This window comes from Pseudomonas weihenstephanensis (assembly GCF_001043055.1).
Classification (GTDB): Bacteria; Pseudomonadota; Gammaproteobacteria; order Pseudomonadales; family Pseudomonadaceae; genus Aquipseudomonas; species Aquipseudomonas weihenstephanensis.
The window spans coordinates 532,930-549,191 of the sequence record NZ_JYLF01000004.1 but is presented as its reverse complement, the minus strand read 5'-3'; the positions used below and the strand labels follow the sequence as shown (position 1 = coordinate 549,191).

Here is a 16,262-nt window from a genome sequence, read left to right as displayed (position 1 = left end):
ACTTTATAATCCCCCTTTTTTTGTAGGCGTTTTAAATTTCTTATGTCGGTTTCTTATCGTGATGCCATGCGTGCAGCCATGCTGTATGGGCTGCTGTCGGTTTTATGGCTCTTGCTGACTGATCATTTATTGAACAGTTATTTCGATGATTCGGCGCAACTGGCACGCTGGCAACTCATAAATAGCTACGTGTGGGTGTTTGTCAGTGCGGCTCTGATTTTCGTTGCGCGGGCGCGTCTGTTCAGCTTTCTGGGCATGGGCGCACGTTTAAAACGCCAGCGCCAAGACCAGGAACGCTTGCGCCAAGCGGCCGTGGTGTTCGATTGCACCCGTGAAGGGGTATTGGTCAGTGACCGCAACGGTGTGATCGTCCACGTTAATCGGGCGTTGGTTAAAATCACCGGCTACACGCCCGAAGAAGTGCTGGGCCAACGCCCTAGCCTATTTAAGTCAGGCCATCATGGGGCGCAATTTTATCAGGCGGTGTTCCAGTCGCTGCAAAAAAACGGCGAATGGCACGGTGAGATCTGGAACCGTCGCAAAAGCGGCGAAATCTATCCGCAGTGGCAGACCATTCGTGCTGTGCGCGACCTCAAAGGCCACGTCAGCCATTACGTGGCCGTGTTTTCGGATATTTCAGCGATCAAGAATTCGCAAACCGAGATGATGCGCCTGGCCCACCAAGACCCCTTGACCGACTTGCCCAACCGTCTGTTATTTACCGACCGTACCGAACAAGCGCTGACCTACGCTCAGCGTCATAAGTCGGGCTGTGCCTTATTAATGATCGATCTCGATCATTTCAAAATCATCAACGACAGCCTGGGCCATAACGTCGGTGATCTGTTGCTCAAAGCGGTGGGTGAGCGACTGCTCAGTGTCTTCGGCAAAGGCTTTACGGTTGCCCGCCTGGGGGGTGATGAGTTCGCCGTGCTGATCGAGCACTGTAATCAGGTCGCGCAAGCCGCCGGTTTTGCCCAGAAAGTGCTGGAGGTGATGAAGGGCGCGTTCATCATTGATAGCCACCAACTTTTCATGAGTGCCAGCGTTGGCATCAGCTTGTTTCCTAACGATGCCTTGAATGCCGAGCAATTATTGCGCAATGCCGACTCAGCCCTGTTTAAAGCCAAAAGTGCCGGGCGCGAAGGCTACGCCTTGTACACCGAAGAGTTGACGGCCCATGCGCAATACCGCATTGAGGTGGCCAGCGATTTGCGCCGTGCGCTGGAGCAGCATGAGCTGCGCGTGTATTTTCAGCCGGTGCATGACTTGACCACCAGCCGCCTGGTCGGCGTTGAGGCGCTGGTGCGCTGGCAACACCCGCAACGGGGATTGGTGGCGCCGGGAGAATTTATCCCGATCGCCGAGCGTACCGGGCTGATTGCCGAAATCGACGCCTGGGTGCTGGAGCAAGCGTGCTGGCAAATGTGCCAATGGCAGGCAGCGGGGGTGAATTTGTCATTTGTGGCAGTGAACATTTCCAGTCGCCTGTTTGCACGGCCAGAGTTGTACCAGTTGGTCTCGACTGTGTTGGCCGACACGGGACTGGACCCTGCGTTGCTGGAGCTGGAAGTGACTGAAAGCGCGGTCATGGACAACTCCGAAGTGGCGCTTGAGCAAATGCACCGTCTGCGTGAGCTGGGCCTGCGACTGGCCATTGATGACTTCGGTACCGGTTTTTCATCGTTGCTGCGGCTCAAGCAATTACCTGTACAGAAGCTCAAGATCGATCAGGGGTTTGTCGCGGGGCTGCCGGGTGACGATGACGACGTGGCGATTGTGCGTGCGGTGATCGCATTGGCCCAAAGCATGGGCATGCAGGTACATGCAGAGGGGATCGAGCACGTCGAGCAGGCGCAGTTCCTGCTCGACTACAACTGCGACCTGGGGCAAGGCTACTGGTTTGGCCGGCCGATGCCCGCCCGTGAACTGGACTGGCAGCGGGCGCCAACGATTCGCCCCTGAGCCGTGGCTCAGTTTTTCTCGGGGGGTAACTCAGGGAGTGCGCGCAACGCGGCTTCGTACCACTCGGTATTAAAGGCGCGGTCTTCTTCGAGGATCGCGTCAATCTCCACGGCCAGCACGTGGGCCATCATGTTCAAAATGTCATCACGCTCGTAGCCCACCAGCGTCAGCTTGTTGAACGTGGCTTTGGCCGCTGGCGGGTTATCGGCCTCGATCTGGTTCTCGATGGCTTCGATCAGGGTGTTTTCGGCGAACGCTTCTTCGTCGTTATCGATGTCTGTTGGCTCGCTCATGGGCAGGCTCCTTAAGTAAAGACCGGCAGTCTAACTGCATTCAGCACAATGATGCTGCTAGCCAGCATAGCGGTGAAGCTCTATAACAACGGCTGCCAACCCCAACACGGCCTGGAGGCTTTGCAATGCTCAAGCTTTATGGATTCGCGGTCAGTAACTACTACAACATGGTCAAACTGGCGCTGCTGGAAAAAGGCGTGCCGTTTGAAGAAGTGCCCTTTTTCGCCGCACAAACCCCTGAGGCGCTGACGGTAAGCCCGTGTGCAAAGGTGCCTGCGCTAGAGGTTGAACAGGGTTTTATCAACGAAACCAGCGTTATTCTTGAGTACATCGAGCAGACCCAGCCTGGCCCTAAACTGCTGCCCACAGACCCGTTTGAGCGTGCTCAAGTGCTGGCGCTGGCCAAAGAAATCGAGTTGTACATCGAGCTACCCGCCCGCGCGTGCTACGCCGAAGCATTCTTCGGGATGCAAGTGCCCGACGCGATCAAGAGCAAAGCCAAGGCGGAATTGCTACACGGCATTGCTTCGCTCGGTCGGCAAGGAAAGTTCGCACCGTATGTGGTCGGAGAAACGCTGAGCGTTGCGGATATTTACTTCCTCTACAGCGTCAGTCTCGCTAGCGCCGTAGGGCATAAAGTTTTTGGTATGGACCTGTTGGCCGAGTTGCCAGCGGCCAAAGCCTTGTTGGAGCATTTTGAGAAAAATCCGCATGTGCAGCGTATTGCTGCGGACAGAGAGGCGGCAATGCCGAAGTTTCTGGCCTGGATCAGCAGTAAGAAATAACTGAAAGCTTTCGCCGGTCACGCGTCGCAGATGTAAACCCTTCAACCGTGTGCGTCAGCTGCATGGCATTGACAGGGTTTACGGGCGCTTCGCGCCCGTTCGCAGTCTCATGCCTTGCCAGCTTTTTCAGGTCAGACGTATTAGCGACTGGCCAACAGGGCTTTGCCACGCACAACGGCCGCTTTAACCTGAGCCGGTGCCGTACCGCCGATGTGGTCGCGTGCATTCACCGACCCTTCAAGCGTCAATACGGCAAACACGTCCTCCTCGATCTGGTCGCTGAACTGGCGCAGTTCCTCAAGGCTCATCTCAGCCAAGTCTTTGCCCGTCTCAACGCCATATTTCACCGCGTGACCCACGATTTCGTGGCAGTCACGGAACGGCAGGCCACGGCGTACCAAGTAGTCCGCCAAGTCAGTCGCTGTCGAGAACCCGCGCAGGGCCGCTTCACGCATGATCGCGTGTTTGGGCTTGATAGCAGGGATCATGTCGGCAAACGCGCGCAACGAATCGCGCAGGGTGTCGGCAGCATCGAACAGGGGTTCTTTGTCTTCCTGATTGTCTTTGTTGTAGGCCAGTGGCTGGCCCTTCATCAAGGTCAACAGGCCCATCAGCGCGCCGAACACACGGCCGCTTTTGCCACGGACCAGCTCCGGCACGTCAGGGTTTTTCTTTTGCGGCATGATCGAGCTGCCGGTACAGAACCGGTCAGGCAGGTCGATGAACTGGAACTGCGCGCTGGTCCACAGCACCAGTTCTTCGGAGAAGCGCGACAAGTGCATCATCGCGATGCTCGCAGCGGCGCAGAATTCGATGGCGAAATCGCGATCCGACACGTTGTCCAGCGAGTTGCCGCCTACCGCGTCGAAGCCCAGCAGTTGCGCGGTAAATTCGCGGTCGATCGGGTAGGTGGTACCTGCCAGCGCGGCGCTGCCCAGCGGCATGCGGTTAGTGCGCTTGCGGCAATCTACCAGGCGCTCGTAATCGCGGCTGAGCATCTCGAACCACGCCAGCATGTGGTGGCCGAACGTGACCGGCTGCGCGGTTTGCAGGTGCGTGAAGCCGGGCATGATGGTGTCGGCTTCACGCTCGGCTTGTTCCAGCAGGCCTTTTTGCAGGCGGGTGATTTCAGCCAGGATGAGGTCGATTTCATCGCGCAGCCACAAGCGAATGTCGGTGGCGACCTGATCGTTACGGCTACGCCCGGTGTGCAGCTTTTTGCCGGTCACGCCGATGCGATCGGTCAGGCGCGCCTCGATGTTCATGTGCACGTCTTCCAGATCGATGCGCCAGTCAAATTGACCGGCTTCGATTTCGCTCTGAATGGTCTTCAGGCCGTCGATGATGCTGTCGCGCTCGGCATCGGTCAGCACGCCGACCTTGGCCAGCATGGTGGCATGAGCCACGGAGCCCATGATGTCGTGACGATAAAGGCGTTGGTCGAACGTGACGGAGGCGGTGAAGCGCGCAACGAAGGCGTCGACGGGTTCACTGAAGCGGCCGCCCCAGGACTGATTGGTCTTGTCGGTGCTCATGGATTCGCTCGTAATCGGCTGAGGGGAGTTACACAAAAAGTTACCGCGAATCATAACAGGGTTGCCATTCGTGGCGTTGACGCAGGTCGGCAGGTTTTTGTCTTAACTGAGGTATAAACAAAATACCGAAACGAAATGTATCGTTTGAATACGTTCGGCTTGGCAACCGTCTACAGTTGGTCGTATGAATAAGTCGTTACAGGTGTTTACATAAACCCCGGCTTATTTGAATTTAAAACGAGCAACAGACACAGGTGAATTTTGCTGTGCGTTTTGCGGCACTTTTTGGCCTTCGCGCTAGTCTTAGCATCGATCGCCGTGACAGCCGTCACTTCACCTGTCTACGCTATCCTTGTGCGAGACTCACGCAGGAATACAGCGCTATATGAATGTCCTGATCGTTGATGACGAAACCCTGGCCCGCGAGCATTTGAGCCATTTGATTGGCTCGCTTGAGGGCTACACGCTGCTCGAGCCTGGCGCCACTCATGGCGAAGAGGCGTTGAGCCTGATCGAAAGCCTGAAACCGGACGTCGTGTTGCTCGACGTGCGCATGCCGGGCCTGGACGGGCTGCAAGTAGCAGCCAAATTGTGCGAGCGCGAACTGCCGCCTTCGGTGGTATTTTGTATCGCGCCTGACGAATTTCCGGAGCAGGCCCTCAAAGACAGCGGCGTCAGCTACGTGCTCAAACCGGTCAATGCCCAAGACTTGAGCGCGGCCTTGAAAGAGGCGCACCGGCCTAACCGCATTCAACTGGCTGCACTCACGCGCCCCGCCGCCCAGACCGGCAGCGGCCCGCGTAGCCATATCAGTGCGCGCACCCGCAAAGGCATTGAGCTGATCCCGATCGATCAGGTGATTTACTTCATTGCCGACCACAAATACGTGACCCTGCGCCACGAGGGCGGCGAAGTGTTGCTCGATGAACCGCTCAAAGCCCTGGAAGACGAATTCGGCGAACGCTTTGTGCGCATTCACCGTAACGCGCTGGTGGCCCGCGAGCGCATTGAGCGCCTGCAACGTACGCCGCTGGGGCACTTCCAGTTGTTCCTCAAAGGGCTTAATGGTGATGCGTTGATTGTCAGCCGTCGCCATGTCGCTGGTGTGCGCAAGATGATGCAACAGCTGTAGCACGCGCCAAAAAGGGCGCGTGCGCCCCGTTTTGGGCCAGGGAGGCCGTGCACTTCTGACACAAGTCAAAGCAGATTTGTCTGAGCTGTTATTATCCGCCGTATCTTTTCAGTACGGATTGATCCATGTCCTCTCGCGAAATCCGCATCGCTACCCGTAAAAGCGCCCTGGCTCTGTGGCAGGCCGAATTCGTCAAAGCCCGTCTGGAGCAGGCCCACCCCGGTCTTGTGGTGACGCTGGTGCCCATGGTCAGCCGTGGCGACAAGCTGCTCGACTCACCGCTGTCGAAAATCGGCGGCAAGGGGCTGTTCGTCAAGGAGCTGGAAACAGCCTTGCTCGAAAACGAAGCCGACATCGCCGTGCACTCGATGAAAGACGTGCCGATGGACTTCCCTGAAGGTCTGGGCCTGTTTTGCATCTGTGAGCGTGAAGACCCGCGCGATGCCTTTGTCTCCAACACCTATGCCAGCCTCGACGACTTGCCCCTGGGCAGTGTGGTCGGCACCTCCAGCCTGCGTCGTCAGGCTCAATTGCTGACCCGTCGACCAGACCTCGAAATCCGCTTCCTGCGCGGCAACGTCAACACCCGTTTGGCCAAGCTCGACGCAGGCGAATACGACGCCATCATTCTTGCAGCGGCCGGTCTGATTCGCCTTGGCTTTGAAGAGCGCATCACCTCTGCCATCAGCATCGAAGACAGCCTGCCAGCCGGAGGCCAAGGTGCTGTGGGTATTGAGTGCCGCAGTGCAGACGCTCACATCCACGCTTTGCTGGCCCCGTTGCACCACGCCGATACGGCCGTGCGCGTGACAGCCGAGCGTGCGCTTAACAAGCATTTGAACGGCGGCTGCCAAGTCCCGATTGCCTGCTACGCGGTGCTTGAAGGCGAGCAAATCTGGTTGCGCGGTCTGGTCGGCGAGCCCAGCGGCGGGACTTTATTGAGTGCTGATGCGAGGGCGCCGCGCGCTGAGGCCCAAACCCTTGGCGTGCAGGTGGCCGAGGCGTTGCTGGCCCAAGGGGCAGGCGACATCCTGAAAGCCGTTTATGGTGAGGCAGGCCACGCGTGACAGGGTGGCGCGTGTTGCTGACCCGGCCGGCTGAAGAGTCGGCGGCACTGGCGAGTGAGTTGGCATCAGCTGGCGTGTTCAGCACCAGCTTACCGTTGCTGGCGATCCAGCCATTGGCTGTGACCCTCGCACAACGCGCCGTGATCACGGCCCTGGATCGTTATTGCGCAGTGATCGTCGTCAGTAAACCCGCGGCACGCTTGGGGCTGGCGCTGGTGAGTCAATACGGGCCTCAAGCCCCTGCACAGAAGTGGTTCAGTGTCGGTGCCGCCACGGCGCAGATTCTCGCCGACTACGGGCTCGATGTTAGCTACCCTCAATGCGGTGATGACAGTGAAGCCTTGCTGGCGATGCCGGCATTTACGCAATCGGTAGCGTGTGATCAGCCCAAGGTGTTGATTATGCGCGGGGAGGGTGGCCGCGAGATGTTGGCCGACCGTCTGCGCAGCCTTGGCGCGCAAGTCGACTACCTTGAACTCTATCGGCGTGAGCTACCCTCATACCCGCCGCACACGCTGTGCCAACGCGTGAAAGTGGAACGCCTGAACGCGCTGGTGGTCAGCAGTGGACAAGGGCTCGAACATTTACGCCAATTGGCAGGTGACGCCTGGCCCCACTTGGCAGCGTTAACGTTGTTTGTTCCAAGCCCTCGGGTGGCTGATATGGCGCGTAGCGCCGGGGCCCAACATGTTGTGGATTGTCGTGGCGCGAGCGCCGCGGCTTTGCTGGCGGCGTTACGGGAGTACCCCGTACCTGCTCTTTAATGCAAAGGATGGATACGTGAGCGAAACAATCTTGACCAAAGAACCTGTGCAGCCTGCGCCACAAGTGCCGGATGACAAAACTGCCGCAAAGCCTGAGCGCCGGGGCAATGGTCTGGCGGTTTTTGCCTTGTTGCTGGGGGCTGCCGGTGTGGCGGTGGGCGGTTGGGGGGTGTGGCAGGTTCGTCATTTGCAGACCGACACCGCGCAACAGCTGAGTGAAGTCCAGGCGCTGGGCGCGCAAACGCTGTCGATCAAACAAGGTGAGCAAAAGCTGCTGACGCGTCTGAATCAATTGCCTTCGGCCAGCGAGCTGGACGATCAGCGCCAGTTGGTGGTGCAGCTACAAGGTGATCAGCAACGTTTGAATCAGCGTCTCGAAACGGTATTAGGCGCAAGCCGCAAGGACTGGCGCCTGGCTGAGGCTGAACATTTGCTGCGTCTGGCCAGCTTGCGCCTGTCCGCATTGCAAGACATCACCAGCGCTCAAGCCTTGGTAGAGGGCGCCGATGCGATTTTGCGCGAGCAAAATGATCCGGGTTCTTTTGCCGCCCGTGAGCAGTTGGCCAAAAGCCTCGCGGCCTTGCGCAGTGTTGAACAACCGGACCGCACCGGGCTGTTCCTGCGCTTGGCGGCGTTGCGCGATCAAGTGGCACAGCTCAATGCTTTGGCACCGGCTTATCAGGATCAGGGCGACTCGCTTTTGGGTTTGACAGCGGACGGTGACGGCGCGAGCCGATGGGCGCAGTGGTGGGATGAAATCTCGCACTACATCCGCATTGATTTCAACGCTGACAAGAACGTGCGCCCTCTGTTGGCAGGTCAAAGCCTGACGCAAGTGCGGCTGGCTTTGAGCCTGGCGCTTGAGCAAGCGCAATGGGCTGCCCTCAATGGCCAGGAACCGGTGTATACCCAAGCCTTGGCCCAAGCCGAAGAGGTCCTCAAAGTTAATTTCAACCAGGACAACCCGCAAAGTCAGAAACTGCTGCAACAGGTGGTTGAACTTCGTCAGCAGCCGGTCACGGTTAAAACGCCGGACCTGTCTGGCACCTTGAGTGCCGTGCAGGCGTACCTTGAGCGTCGGCATGTCAGTGCGGACGAGCCGGGTCAGGCGGCGGGTAGCCCCGCGCAGGAGGCGCGTCCATGAAACGCTTCTATGTGATTGTATTTTTGTTGATTGCAGCCGCTGCCTGCATCGGCCTGGCAATCGCCGAAGATGCGGGCTACGTGCTGTTGGCTTATAAAAGTTTCCGTTATGAATCCAGTGTGTGGGCCACCTTGGCACTGATCGTGGTGCTCTGGCTGCTGATTTGGGGCATCAAACTGTTGGTCGAACTGGTGACGGCCTCGACCGGGCTGGTCAATCCGTGGTCGCGACGTAACCGCAGTCGTCGTGTACAGATCGCCATTGAACAGGGGCAGATGGACCTCGCCGAAGGCCGTTGGGCCAGTGCGCAAAAAAACCTGGCGCGTGCGGCGGAGGCTGAACGCCAACCGTTGCTGTTTTATCTGGGCGCTGCCCGTGCGGCCAATGAACAGGGCCACTACGAGGAGAGCGACAAACTGTTGGAGCGCGCGTTGCAGCGTCAACCTCAAGCCGAACTGGCGATTGCCCTGAGCCATGCGCAATTGCAGGTCGACCGTGCGGACACCGACGGCGCGCTAAACACCCTGCAAGCCATGCACGAGCGTCATCCGCACAACGTGCAGGTGCTGCGTCAGTTACAACGCCTGCACTTGCAACGTGGCGACTGGACCGCGTTGATCCGTTTATTGCCAGAGCTGCGCAAAGACAAAGTATTGCCGGCCAAAGAACTGGCCGAATTGGAGCGCCGTGCCTGGGGCCAAAACCTTAGCCTTGCAGCGCAGCGCGAAACCGAAGGCGAGGCGGCGCTGCAATCATTGCAGCGTGCGTGGCAGCAGCTCACGTCGGCCCAGCGTCAGGAGCCGGCACTGGTGCTGGCCTACGCCGAACAGTTGCGCCAACTGGGTGCGCAAGGCGAGGCAGAAGACGTGTTGCGTGGCGCGTTAAAGCGTAACTACGACAGCCACCTTGTGCGGCTTTATGGCTTGTTACGTGGCAACGACCCGGTCAAGCAATTGCAAACCGCTGAGGGCTGGCTCAAAGCGCATCCGGCAGACCCGAGCCTGCTACTGACATTGGGCCGTTTGTGCCTGCAAAACAGTTTGTGGGGCAAAGCGCGTGACTACCTGGAGAGCAGTCTGAAACTTGAACGCAATCCCGAAACGTGCGCTGAACTGGCCCGGCTGCTGGCTCAACTGGGCGACACTGCGCGCAGCAATCAACTGTTTCAAGAAGGTTTGAATTTGTTGGATGAACGTCTGTTAGCGTTGCCGCTGCCTGCCACGGCAAGTGGTATTTAACGGGTTTTGTCCGACTTGCGTGGACGCGTAAGTCGGACTCCGGAAGGAAAATTCTTACGGAAACGACTAAAGGTAATTTTCCTACTTGATGTGTCCAGTTGTCTTTCGGCTTCTGTCGGTTAATCCTTACAGGCTTAAGGACGCTTCCACCGGGGCCCACCTTGAAAGGGTTAACAGCTTTCCTCTACCGTAACTGCCTGTCTCTTTTGTTACGGATAAGCCATGTTTTTGGCCTGCTCACGTTTCATTTTTCTCTTAACATTTTTGGCCAGTTTTCTGGTGCTGAGCGCTTCCTTGTACTTGGAGTACGGGTCTGGTCTTGAGCCGTGTTCGTTGTGTTGGGTGCAGCGCTTTTTCTTGACGGCCTGCTGCCTGGTTAATCTGTTTGCCTTTCTCTATGCCTCTCGCCTCACGCGTGTGTGGGCCTGTGCCTTGCTGTCTACGGCGATGGCCGTGGGTGGCGCCGTGGTTGCGTTGCGTCAAGTGCTGCTACAAAGACTTGAGCCAGAACAACTGATGTTTTGCCAACCAGACCTGGCGTGCATGTGGGAATACCTGTCGTTTGGCAACTGGTTCCTGGCGCTCTATCGAGGCTCCGAAGCCTGCCTGCGCGTAAGTTGGACGGTTTTTGGGCTGAGTGTGCCCGAGCTAAGCCTGCTGGCTTTTACCGGGATGTGTCTGCTGAGCGGTGCGCAGATCATTCGCCTGACTTTCAGTCGTCCAAAGGCCCGCCCCTGCGACGCGGGGTAGCAGGTGCGATTAAACGCTTGTATGAATTTTCTCTCATGCGTACCTTGAAGCAGTCGCCTGGCGGGCATAATCTGGCCCGCACGCAGTATTGGAAATATGCCGCCCAACATTGTTGCGCTTGCGCACGTTTGGGTTCGCACAGGCCCGGCTAACGCGGGTGGCATGAACCCACAAGGGAAGAGAGATCACCATGCTCGAGAGTTGCAAGAATGCGACGGAACGTTTTTTTGGCGTCCATAAGCTGATTGATAACTGGCTGCTCAAGCGCCTTGAGCTGGTGAAGGCTTACGACGCCGTCCAGTCGGAGATCCATGGTCTTAATCCCAAGCGTGGCCCTCAAAAAGCGTTTTGCGGTGTTCTGATGGACTATATGTCCGCAGGACATTTCGAGGTTTATGAACAATTGACCGACGAAGCGAAAGCCTTTGGTGATAAGCCCGCGCTGGAGTTAGCCAATAAGATTTACCCTCGAATTGATCAAATCACCGAACGAGCCGTGGACTTCAACGACCGCTGCGATGGCAAGAAACACCGCCCCGATTGTAAAGACCTGGCGCAGGCTTTCATCGAACTGGGTGCTTTGCTGCGTGAACGTTTCGAGCTGGAAGACTGCCTGATCGAAGTGATGCACAACGCACACGAACCTGAAAACGCGCCTCAAGCCCAAGCGATTCAAGCCTGATAAGTGTGCGAGGCCTCCACGCCAGGCGCGCGTGATCGGGGCCTTTTACTTTTTGGTATCGAGCAACTCGATTTCAAATAGCAGCGGTGTGTAAGGCGCAATCAAATCACCTGCACCGTCGGCGCCATAGGCCTGATCAGACGGGATGACCAGTCGCCATTTTGCACCCACTGGCATCTGCGCCAGTGCACTGCGCCATCCTGCGATCACGCTGTCTAGACGAAACCACTGCGCCTGAGTGCTGCGATCAAACACAGTGCCATCAGGCAGGCGTCCCACATAGTTCACTTTCACCCATCCTTGTGCATCCGGCTTTACGCCGCTGCCCGGTGTCAGTTCGGTCAAAATGATGCCGTCTGCCAGTTCGCGTACCTGCGGTTTTTGCTTTTCTCTGGTTAAAAAATCGCGCTCGGCCGAGAGGGCCAATTCACTTTGCGGCTGCGCCGTGGCGGCGTCGATCTGTGCCTGATGTTCAGTCAACACCTGCTCGATACGCTCATCGCTCAGTGCCAGGGCTTTGCCTTGGTAGGCGCTGCGCAATCCTTCGATCAGCGCTTTAAGCTCTAAGTCAGGTACTTCTTCGCGCAGGCGCTCACCCAGGCTGGCGCCCAGGCTGTAGGCGAGGTCGTGTGCCGCACCGTTGCTGGTTGGCGGGGCTGCGTGCACCAGCGGTGCAAGGCAAAACACGGTCAGCAAAAGGTATCGCGCCATCGTCACTCTCCAGCCTCAAATGCGGGGGATTATGCCAGCGGTGCCTTTGGCATCGTGTTTTTATTCGCCTCAGGCAACAGGGTTTAATCGGGCATAGAAACGCGCGCGCAGGATAACTAAAACTTGATCCAGCACAAGTTTCTCGACGCCATGCAACCCGCAGCTATCGTTAGTGTCAACATGATCTAGCGGCGGTTCCTACAGAGGTCTAGTATGAGTCGCACTCACTTCAGCCAGGAGGTAAACCATGTCGGCCAAAAAGAAGCCCGTTAATACCCCGTTGCACCTGCTCCAACAGCTCTCAAGCAGCCTGCTTGAGCATTTGGAAAGCGCTTGTTCCCAAGCGTTGGCTGATGCTGAGAAACTGCTCGCCAAGCTTGAAAAGCAGCGCGGCAAAGCTCAGGAGAAACTGCACAAGGCGCGTGCCAAACTGCAAGACGCAGCCAATGCCGGTAAATCCAAGGCTCAGGCCAAGGCCAAGTCTGGCGTTAAAGAGCTTGAGCAACTGCTCGATACGCTGAAGGAACGTCAAACGCAAACCCGCGATTACATCCTGCAACTCAAGCGTGATGCTCAAGAAAGCTTGAAGCTGGCTCAAGGTGTGGGCCGCGTGAAAGAAGCAGTCGCCAAAGCGCTGACCACCCGTGAAGCCAAACCTGCCTCCAGTGCCAAGAAGTCTGCGGCTAAAGCACCTGCCAAAGTAGCAGCCAAGGCGCCCGCCAAAGCCCCTGTAAAAGCACCTGCCAAATCTGCGGCCAAAGCGCCTGCGCAAAAGCCTGCGACCAAGGCTGTTGCAGCCAAAGCCGCTGCGGCCAAGCCAGCAGCAAAAACCGCAGCTGCCAAACCTGCTGGCGTTAAAGCCCCCGCCAAGGCGCCCGTAAAAGCAGCCGCCAAACCTGCTGCCAAAACCGCTGCGGCCAAACCCGTTGCCAAGCCATCCGTGGCCAAACCTGCTGTTGCCAAGCCAGCGGCAGCGGCAAAAGCCCCTGCCAAGCCTGCTGCAAAACCTGCGGCAAAACCCGCTGTAAAGCGTGTAGTGAGAAAACCGGTGGCTGCCAAGCCGGCCACTCCTGCGGCCAAGCCTGCCGCCGCCCCGGTTGCAGCGACAGCTTCCACTCCAGCGTCTACGCCAGCTCAGGCGCCTGCAACCACCTCCGCAACGACGCCAACCAGCGCCTCTTAAGCGCGGTTGATTGCGGCGCGCAGTGTTTGCAGCGCGCCGCAATCAGGTTGGCCAGCCAAGCTCGCCATCCTTAGCAGCCAGTCGCAATCCCCTTGCGATTGGTCTGAGGGCCACGACTGCGTCAGCGACTCCAATCGTCGCAGCACTGTTCGCTCAGCCTCCAGTTCCAATGCCTTGATCTGCCCTCGCAATGCATCCAGCGCCTCATCGTGGGCAGACGCTTCGCGCCATTGCGTTCGTAAGTGACGCAAAGGTTGTACGACTTCGCGCTGCCATGGCTCGGCACAGTCGCTTAATTGCTTAAGACGAGCGTCATTGCACCTCACGCCGCGTTGCTCAAGCCAGGCCGCGCACAGCAGCAAGCACACGTCCAGGCCTTGGCTTTGCAGGTTCAGGCACGCGCGCTCGACACCGGGTCGGGCGTAGAGGTGTAAACAGGTATTCCACAGATCAGTGTGCATAGTGCTATTAGCGCCAGTTGAGAGGGAAGCTGGTAGACTCCGCGGCCATTATGATCCGACTTCAGAACCTGACTTTACAGCGTGGCCCGCAACGTCTGCTAGAAGACGCCGAGCTGACCCTGCACGCCGGCCACAAAGCCGGTCTGGTCGGCGCCAATGGCGCCGGTAAATCCACTTTGTTCGCCTTGCTGCTGGGTGAGTTGACGCCTGATTCCGGGGACTGTCTGCTCCCGGCCGACTGGCGGATCGCCCACATGCGGCAAGAAATCGACACCCTCGATCGCATCGCGATTGATTACGTGCTCGATGGCGACCAGCGTTTGCGCCAAGTACAAAACGATCTGGCCAAAGCCGAGGCCGACGAAGACGGCCCTGCCCAGGCGCGCCTGCACGCCGAACTGGACAGCGCCGACGGCTACACCGCCGATGCGCGCGCGCGCAAAATGCTTGCCGGTCTGGGCTTCACGAACGAGCAAATGGATCGCCCGGTCGCCGACTTTTCCGGCGGCTGGCGCATGCGTTTGAACCTGGCGCAAGCCTTGATGTGCCCCTCCGACCTGTTGTTGCTCGATGAACCGACCAACCACTTGGACCTCGACGCCATCCTGTGGCTCGAAGATTTTCTCAAGAACTATCCCGGCACCTTGCTGCTGATCTCTCACGACCGGGACTTCCTGGATGCCGTGGTGGATAACATCGCGCATGTCGATCAGCGCAAAATCACGCTCTATCGTGGTGGTTACAGCGCCTTTGAGCGTGCCCGTGCCGAGCGTCTGGCGCAGCAACAGCAAGCCTACGAGAAGCAGCAGGCGCAACGTGCGCACATGGAAAGCTACATTGCGCGCTTCAAGGCTCAGGCCACCAAGGCCCGTCAGGCCCAGAGCCGGATCAAAGCCCTTGAGCGCATGGAAGAACTGAGTGCGGCGCATGTCGACTCACCGTTCGACTTTGTGTTTCGTGAAGCCGTGAAGCTGTCCAGCCCGTTGCTGGACTTGTCTGATGCACGCTTGGGGTATGGCGAAAAAACCATCCTTGAGAAGGTCAAGCTGCAACTGGTGCCGGGTGCGCGTATCGGTCTGCTCGGCCCTAACGGTGCGGGCAAATCGACCCTGATCAAAAACCTTGCAGGCGAACTGGAGCCTCTGTCAGGGCGTTTGGCCCGCGGTGAAAACCTGGTCGTGGGGTATTTTGCCCAGCATCAGCTCGACTCGCTGGACTCCAAAGCCAGCCCGTTGCTGCACATGCAGCGCCTGGCGCCGACTGAGCGTGAACAAACCCTGCGTGATTTTCTCGGCGGTTTCGACTTCCGTGGCCCGCGTTGTGATGAGCCGGTACTGAACTTCTCGGGCGGCGAGAAAGCTCGCCTGGCCTTGGCCTTGATCGCCTGGGGCCGCCCCAACCTGTTGCTGCTCGACGAACCGACCAACCACCTTGACCTCGAAATGCGTCTGGCGCTGACCATGGCCTTGCAGGAGTTCAGCGGTGCGGTACTGGTGGTGTCTCACGATCGGCATTTGCTCAAAAGCACCACGGATGAGTTCTTGTTGGTCGCTGATGGCAAAGTGCAGGAATTCGACGGTGACCTCGAAGACTATGCGCGTTGGTTAGCCGATTACCGCCTGCGCAACGCGCCGGCGAGTACCACGCCGATCAACCCGGACAAGACTGACAAAAAGGCTCAGCGTCAGGCCGCCGCCGCGCTGCGTCAGCAGTTGGCGCCCCACAAGCGCGAAGCCGACAAGCTCGAAAGCGAGTTGGGCAAGGTCAACGAGAAGCTGGCCAAAATTGAAGTCAGCCTCGGCGACAGCGCTGTTTACGAAGCCGCCCGCAAGGACGAACTGCGTGAGCTGCTGGCTGAGCAAGCCAAGCTCAAAGTGCTCGAAGGCCAGTTGGAAGAGCGCTGGATGGAAGCCCTCGAAGTGCTTGAAACCTTGCAAGCAGAACTGGAAGCCTTGTCCTGATGGAAGCCCTGCACATGCCCGTGCCCGCCGAGCTGATCGCGCCGCTGTGGATTGGCGTGCAGATCTTGCTGATTCTGTTGACGGGTTATTTTTTGCAGCGCGGCATTGCCCGCTTTCTTAACCGTCTGGGTCAGCGTTACCCGCTGCCGCCGCAGTTGTTGATGCCGCTGCGCGGTGGTTTGCGCTGGTTCATCATGGGCAGCGCGGTGATTATCGTGCTGGAGCGTCTCGGGGTGTCGGCCACAGTGCTGTGGACGGCGCTCTCGGGGTTTGTCGCGGTGGCGGCCATCGCCTTTTTCGCGATCTGGAGCGTGCTTTCCAACCTGCTGTGCGCGGTACTGATCTTTACCGTCGGCCCGTTTCGGATCGGCGACGTGGTTGAGCTGCTCGACACGCTGGACAAGCCGGGCGTCAAAGGCCGGGTGGTGGCGATCAATTTGCTCTACACCACACTGATCGAACCCGCAGAAGCGGGCAGTGGTAGCAGCATGGTGCAAGTGCCCAATAGCCTGTTCTTCCAGCGCTCTGTTCGCCGCTGGCGCGAAGGCGACCTTTAAACGCTCCTACACGGTGTGGCGCAAAAAACCAGTG

16 protein-coding genes and 1 pseudogene are annotated in these 16,262 nt (G+C 58.3%); 13 read left to right on the top strand and 4 right to left on the bottom strand.

The features are described from left to right. The first annotated feature begins 42 nt into the window (after positions 1–42). On the top strand, positions 43–1,965 hold the full coding sequence (gene dibA, locus TU86_RS13100) for a phosphodiesterase DibA (protein ID WP_048364726.1): 1,923 nt from the start codon (positions 43–45) through the stop codon (positions 1,963–1,965). Between the two features lie 8 nt (positions 1,966–1,973). On the opposite strand, the gene TU86_RS13095 is transcribed toward dibA, so the two are convergent. Further along, positions 1,974–2,258, bottom strand: a complete 285-nt coding sequence (locus TU86_RS13095; protein ID WP_048364725.1) for a hypothetical protein — start codon at positions 2,256–2,258, stop codon at positions 1,974–1,976. Between the two features lie 125 nt (positions 2,259–2,383). Here TU86_RS13095 and TU86_RS13090 point away from each other — a divergent pair, with 125 nt between their 5' ends. Further along, on the top strand, positions 2,384–3,043 hold the full coding sequence (locus tag TU86_RS13090) for a glutathione S-transferase family protein (RefSeq protein ID WP_048364724.1): 660 nt from the start codon (positions 2,384–2,386) through the stop codon (positions 3,041–3,043). A gap of 140 nt (positions 3,044–3,183) precedes the next feature. Here TU86_RS13090 and argH read toward each other — a convergent pair whose 3' ends face one another. Continuing rightward, the gene (gene argH, locus TU86_RS13085; protein WP_048364723.1) at positions 3,184–4,578 is read right to left on the bottom strand and encodes an argininosuccinate lyase; all 1,395 of its coding nucleotides are present in this window, start codon (positions 4,576–4,578) and stop codon (positions 3,184–3,186) included. Positions 4,579–4,844: 266 nt separating this feature from the next. Between argH and TU86_RS23070 the strand changes: the two are divergent. The 8 genes and pseudogenes from TU86_RS23070 to TU86_RS13050 all read left to right on the top strand — a co-directional run. Beyond that, a pseudogene (locus TU86_RS23070) lies at positions 4,845–4,967 on the top strand (sensor histidine kinase); the annotation flags it as partial. Further along, positions 4,964–5,710: a LytR/AlgR family response regulator transcription factor gene (locus TU86_RS13080; RefSeq protein ID WP_048364722.1), complete on the top strand. Its 747-nt coding sequence runs from the start codon at positions 4,964–4,966 to the stop codon at positions 5,708–5,710. The pseudogene TU86_RS23070 and the gene TU86_RS13080, both read left to right, overlap by 4 nt. A gap of 125 nt (positions 5,711–5,835) precedes the next feature. Continuing rightward, on the top strand, positions 5,836–6,777 hold the full coding sequence (gene hemC / locus TU86_RS13075; RefSeq protein ID WP_048364721.1) for a hydroxymethylbilane synthase: 942 nt from the start codon (positions 5,836–5,838) through the stop codon (positions 6,775–6,777). After that, positions 6,774–7,541, top strand: coding sequence for a uroporphyrinogen-III synthase (locus TU86_RS13070; protein ID WP_048364720.1), 768 nt, complete (start codon positions 6,774–6,776; stop codon positions 7,539–7,541). Before hemC ends, TU86_RS13070 begins: the two co-directional genes overlap by 4 nt. 16 nt (positions 7,542–7,557) lie before the next feature. Further along, positions 7,558–8,685 carry a uroporphyrinogen-III C-methyltransferase gene (locus TU86_RS13065; RefSeq protein WP_048364719.1) on the top strand — a complete coding sequence of 376 codons (1,128 nt, stop codon included), beginning with the start codon at positions 7,558–7,560 and terminating at the stop codon, positions 8,683–8,685. Further along, a complete protein-coding gene (locus TU86_RS13060; RefSeq protein ID WP_048364718.1) occupies positions 8,682–9,923 on the top strand; it encodes a heme biosynthesis protein HemY in 1,242 nt (413 codons plus the stop codon). The genes TU86_RS13065 and TU86_RS13060 overlap by 4 nt, the downstream gene beginning before the upstream one ends. 222 nt (positions 9,924–10,145) lie before the next feature. Continuing rightward, on the top strand, positions 10,146–10,673 hold the full coding sequence (locus TU86_RS13055; RefSeq protein WP_048364717.1) for a disulfide bond formation protein B: 528 nt from the start codon (positions 10,146–10,148) through the stop codon (positions 10,671–10,673). A 190-nt stretch (positions 10,674–10,863) separates the two neighbouring features. Further along, a complete protein-coding gene (locus TU86_RS13050) occupies positions 10,864–11,355 on the top strand; it encodes an Rsd/AlgQ family anti-sigma factor (RefSeq protein WP_048364716.1) in 492 nt (163 codons plus the stop codon). 45 nt (positions 11,356–11,400) lie between these two features. On the opposite strand, the gene TU86_RS13045 is transcribed toward TU86_RS13050, so the two are convergent. Then, positions 11,401–12,066, bottom strand: a complete 666-nt coding sequence (locus tag TU86_RS13045; RefSeq protein ID WP_048364715.1) for an FKBP-type peptidyl-prolyl cis-trans isomerase — start codon at positions 12,064–12,066, stop codon at positions 11,401–11,403. Between the two features lie 247 nt (positions 12,067–12,313). Here TU86_RS13045 and TU86_RS13040 point away from each other — a divergent pair, with 247 nt between their 5' ends. Beyond that, on the top strand, positions 12,314–13,249 hold the full coding sequence (locus tag TU86_RS13040) for an AlgP family protein (protein WP_048364714.1): 936 nt from the start codon (positions 12,314–12,316) through the stop codon (positions 13,247–13,249). On the opposite strand, the gene TU86_RS13035 is transcribed toward TU86_RS13040, so the two are convergent. Further along, entirely contained in the window at positions 13,246–13,710 is a 465-nt protein-coding gene (locus TU86_RS13035; RefSeq protein WP_048364713.1) for a TIGR02444 family protein, read from the bottom strand. The two genes, TU86_RS13040 and TU86_RS13035, sit on opposite strands and share 4 nt — an antisense overlap. Before the next feature lie 50 nt (positions 13,711–13,760). Between TU86_RS13035 and TU86_RS13030 the strand changes: the two genes are divergently transcribed. Together TU86_RS13030 and TU86_RS13025 are read left to right on the top strand one after the other, a co-directional pair. After that, the gene (locus tag TU86_RS13030; protein ID WP_048364712.1) at positions 13,761–15,671 is read left to right on the top strand and encodes an ATP-binding cassette domain-containing protein; all 1,911 of its coding nucleotides are present in this window, start codon (positions 13,761–13,763) and stop codon (positions 15,669–15,671) included. Then, positions 15,671–16,228, top strand: coding sequence for a mechanosensitive ion channel family protein (locus TU86_RS13025; protein ID WP_048364711.1), 558 nt, complete (start codon positions 15,671–15,673; stop codon positions 16,226–16,228). Before TU86_RS13030 ends, TU86_RS13025 begins: the two co-directional genes overlap by 1 nt. The last annotated feature ends 34 nt before the right edge of the window (positions 16,229–16,262 follow it).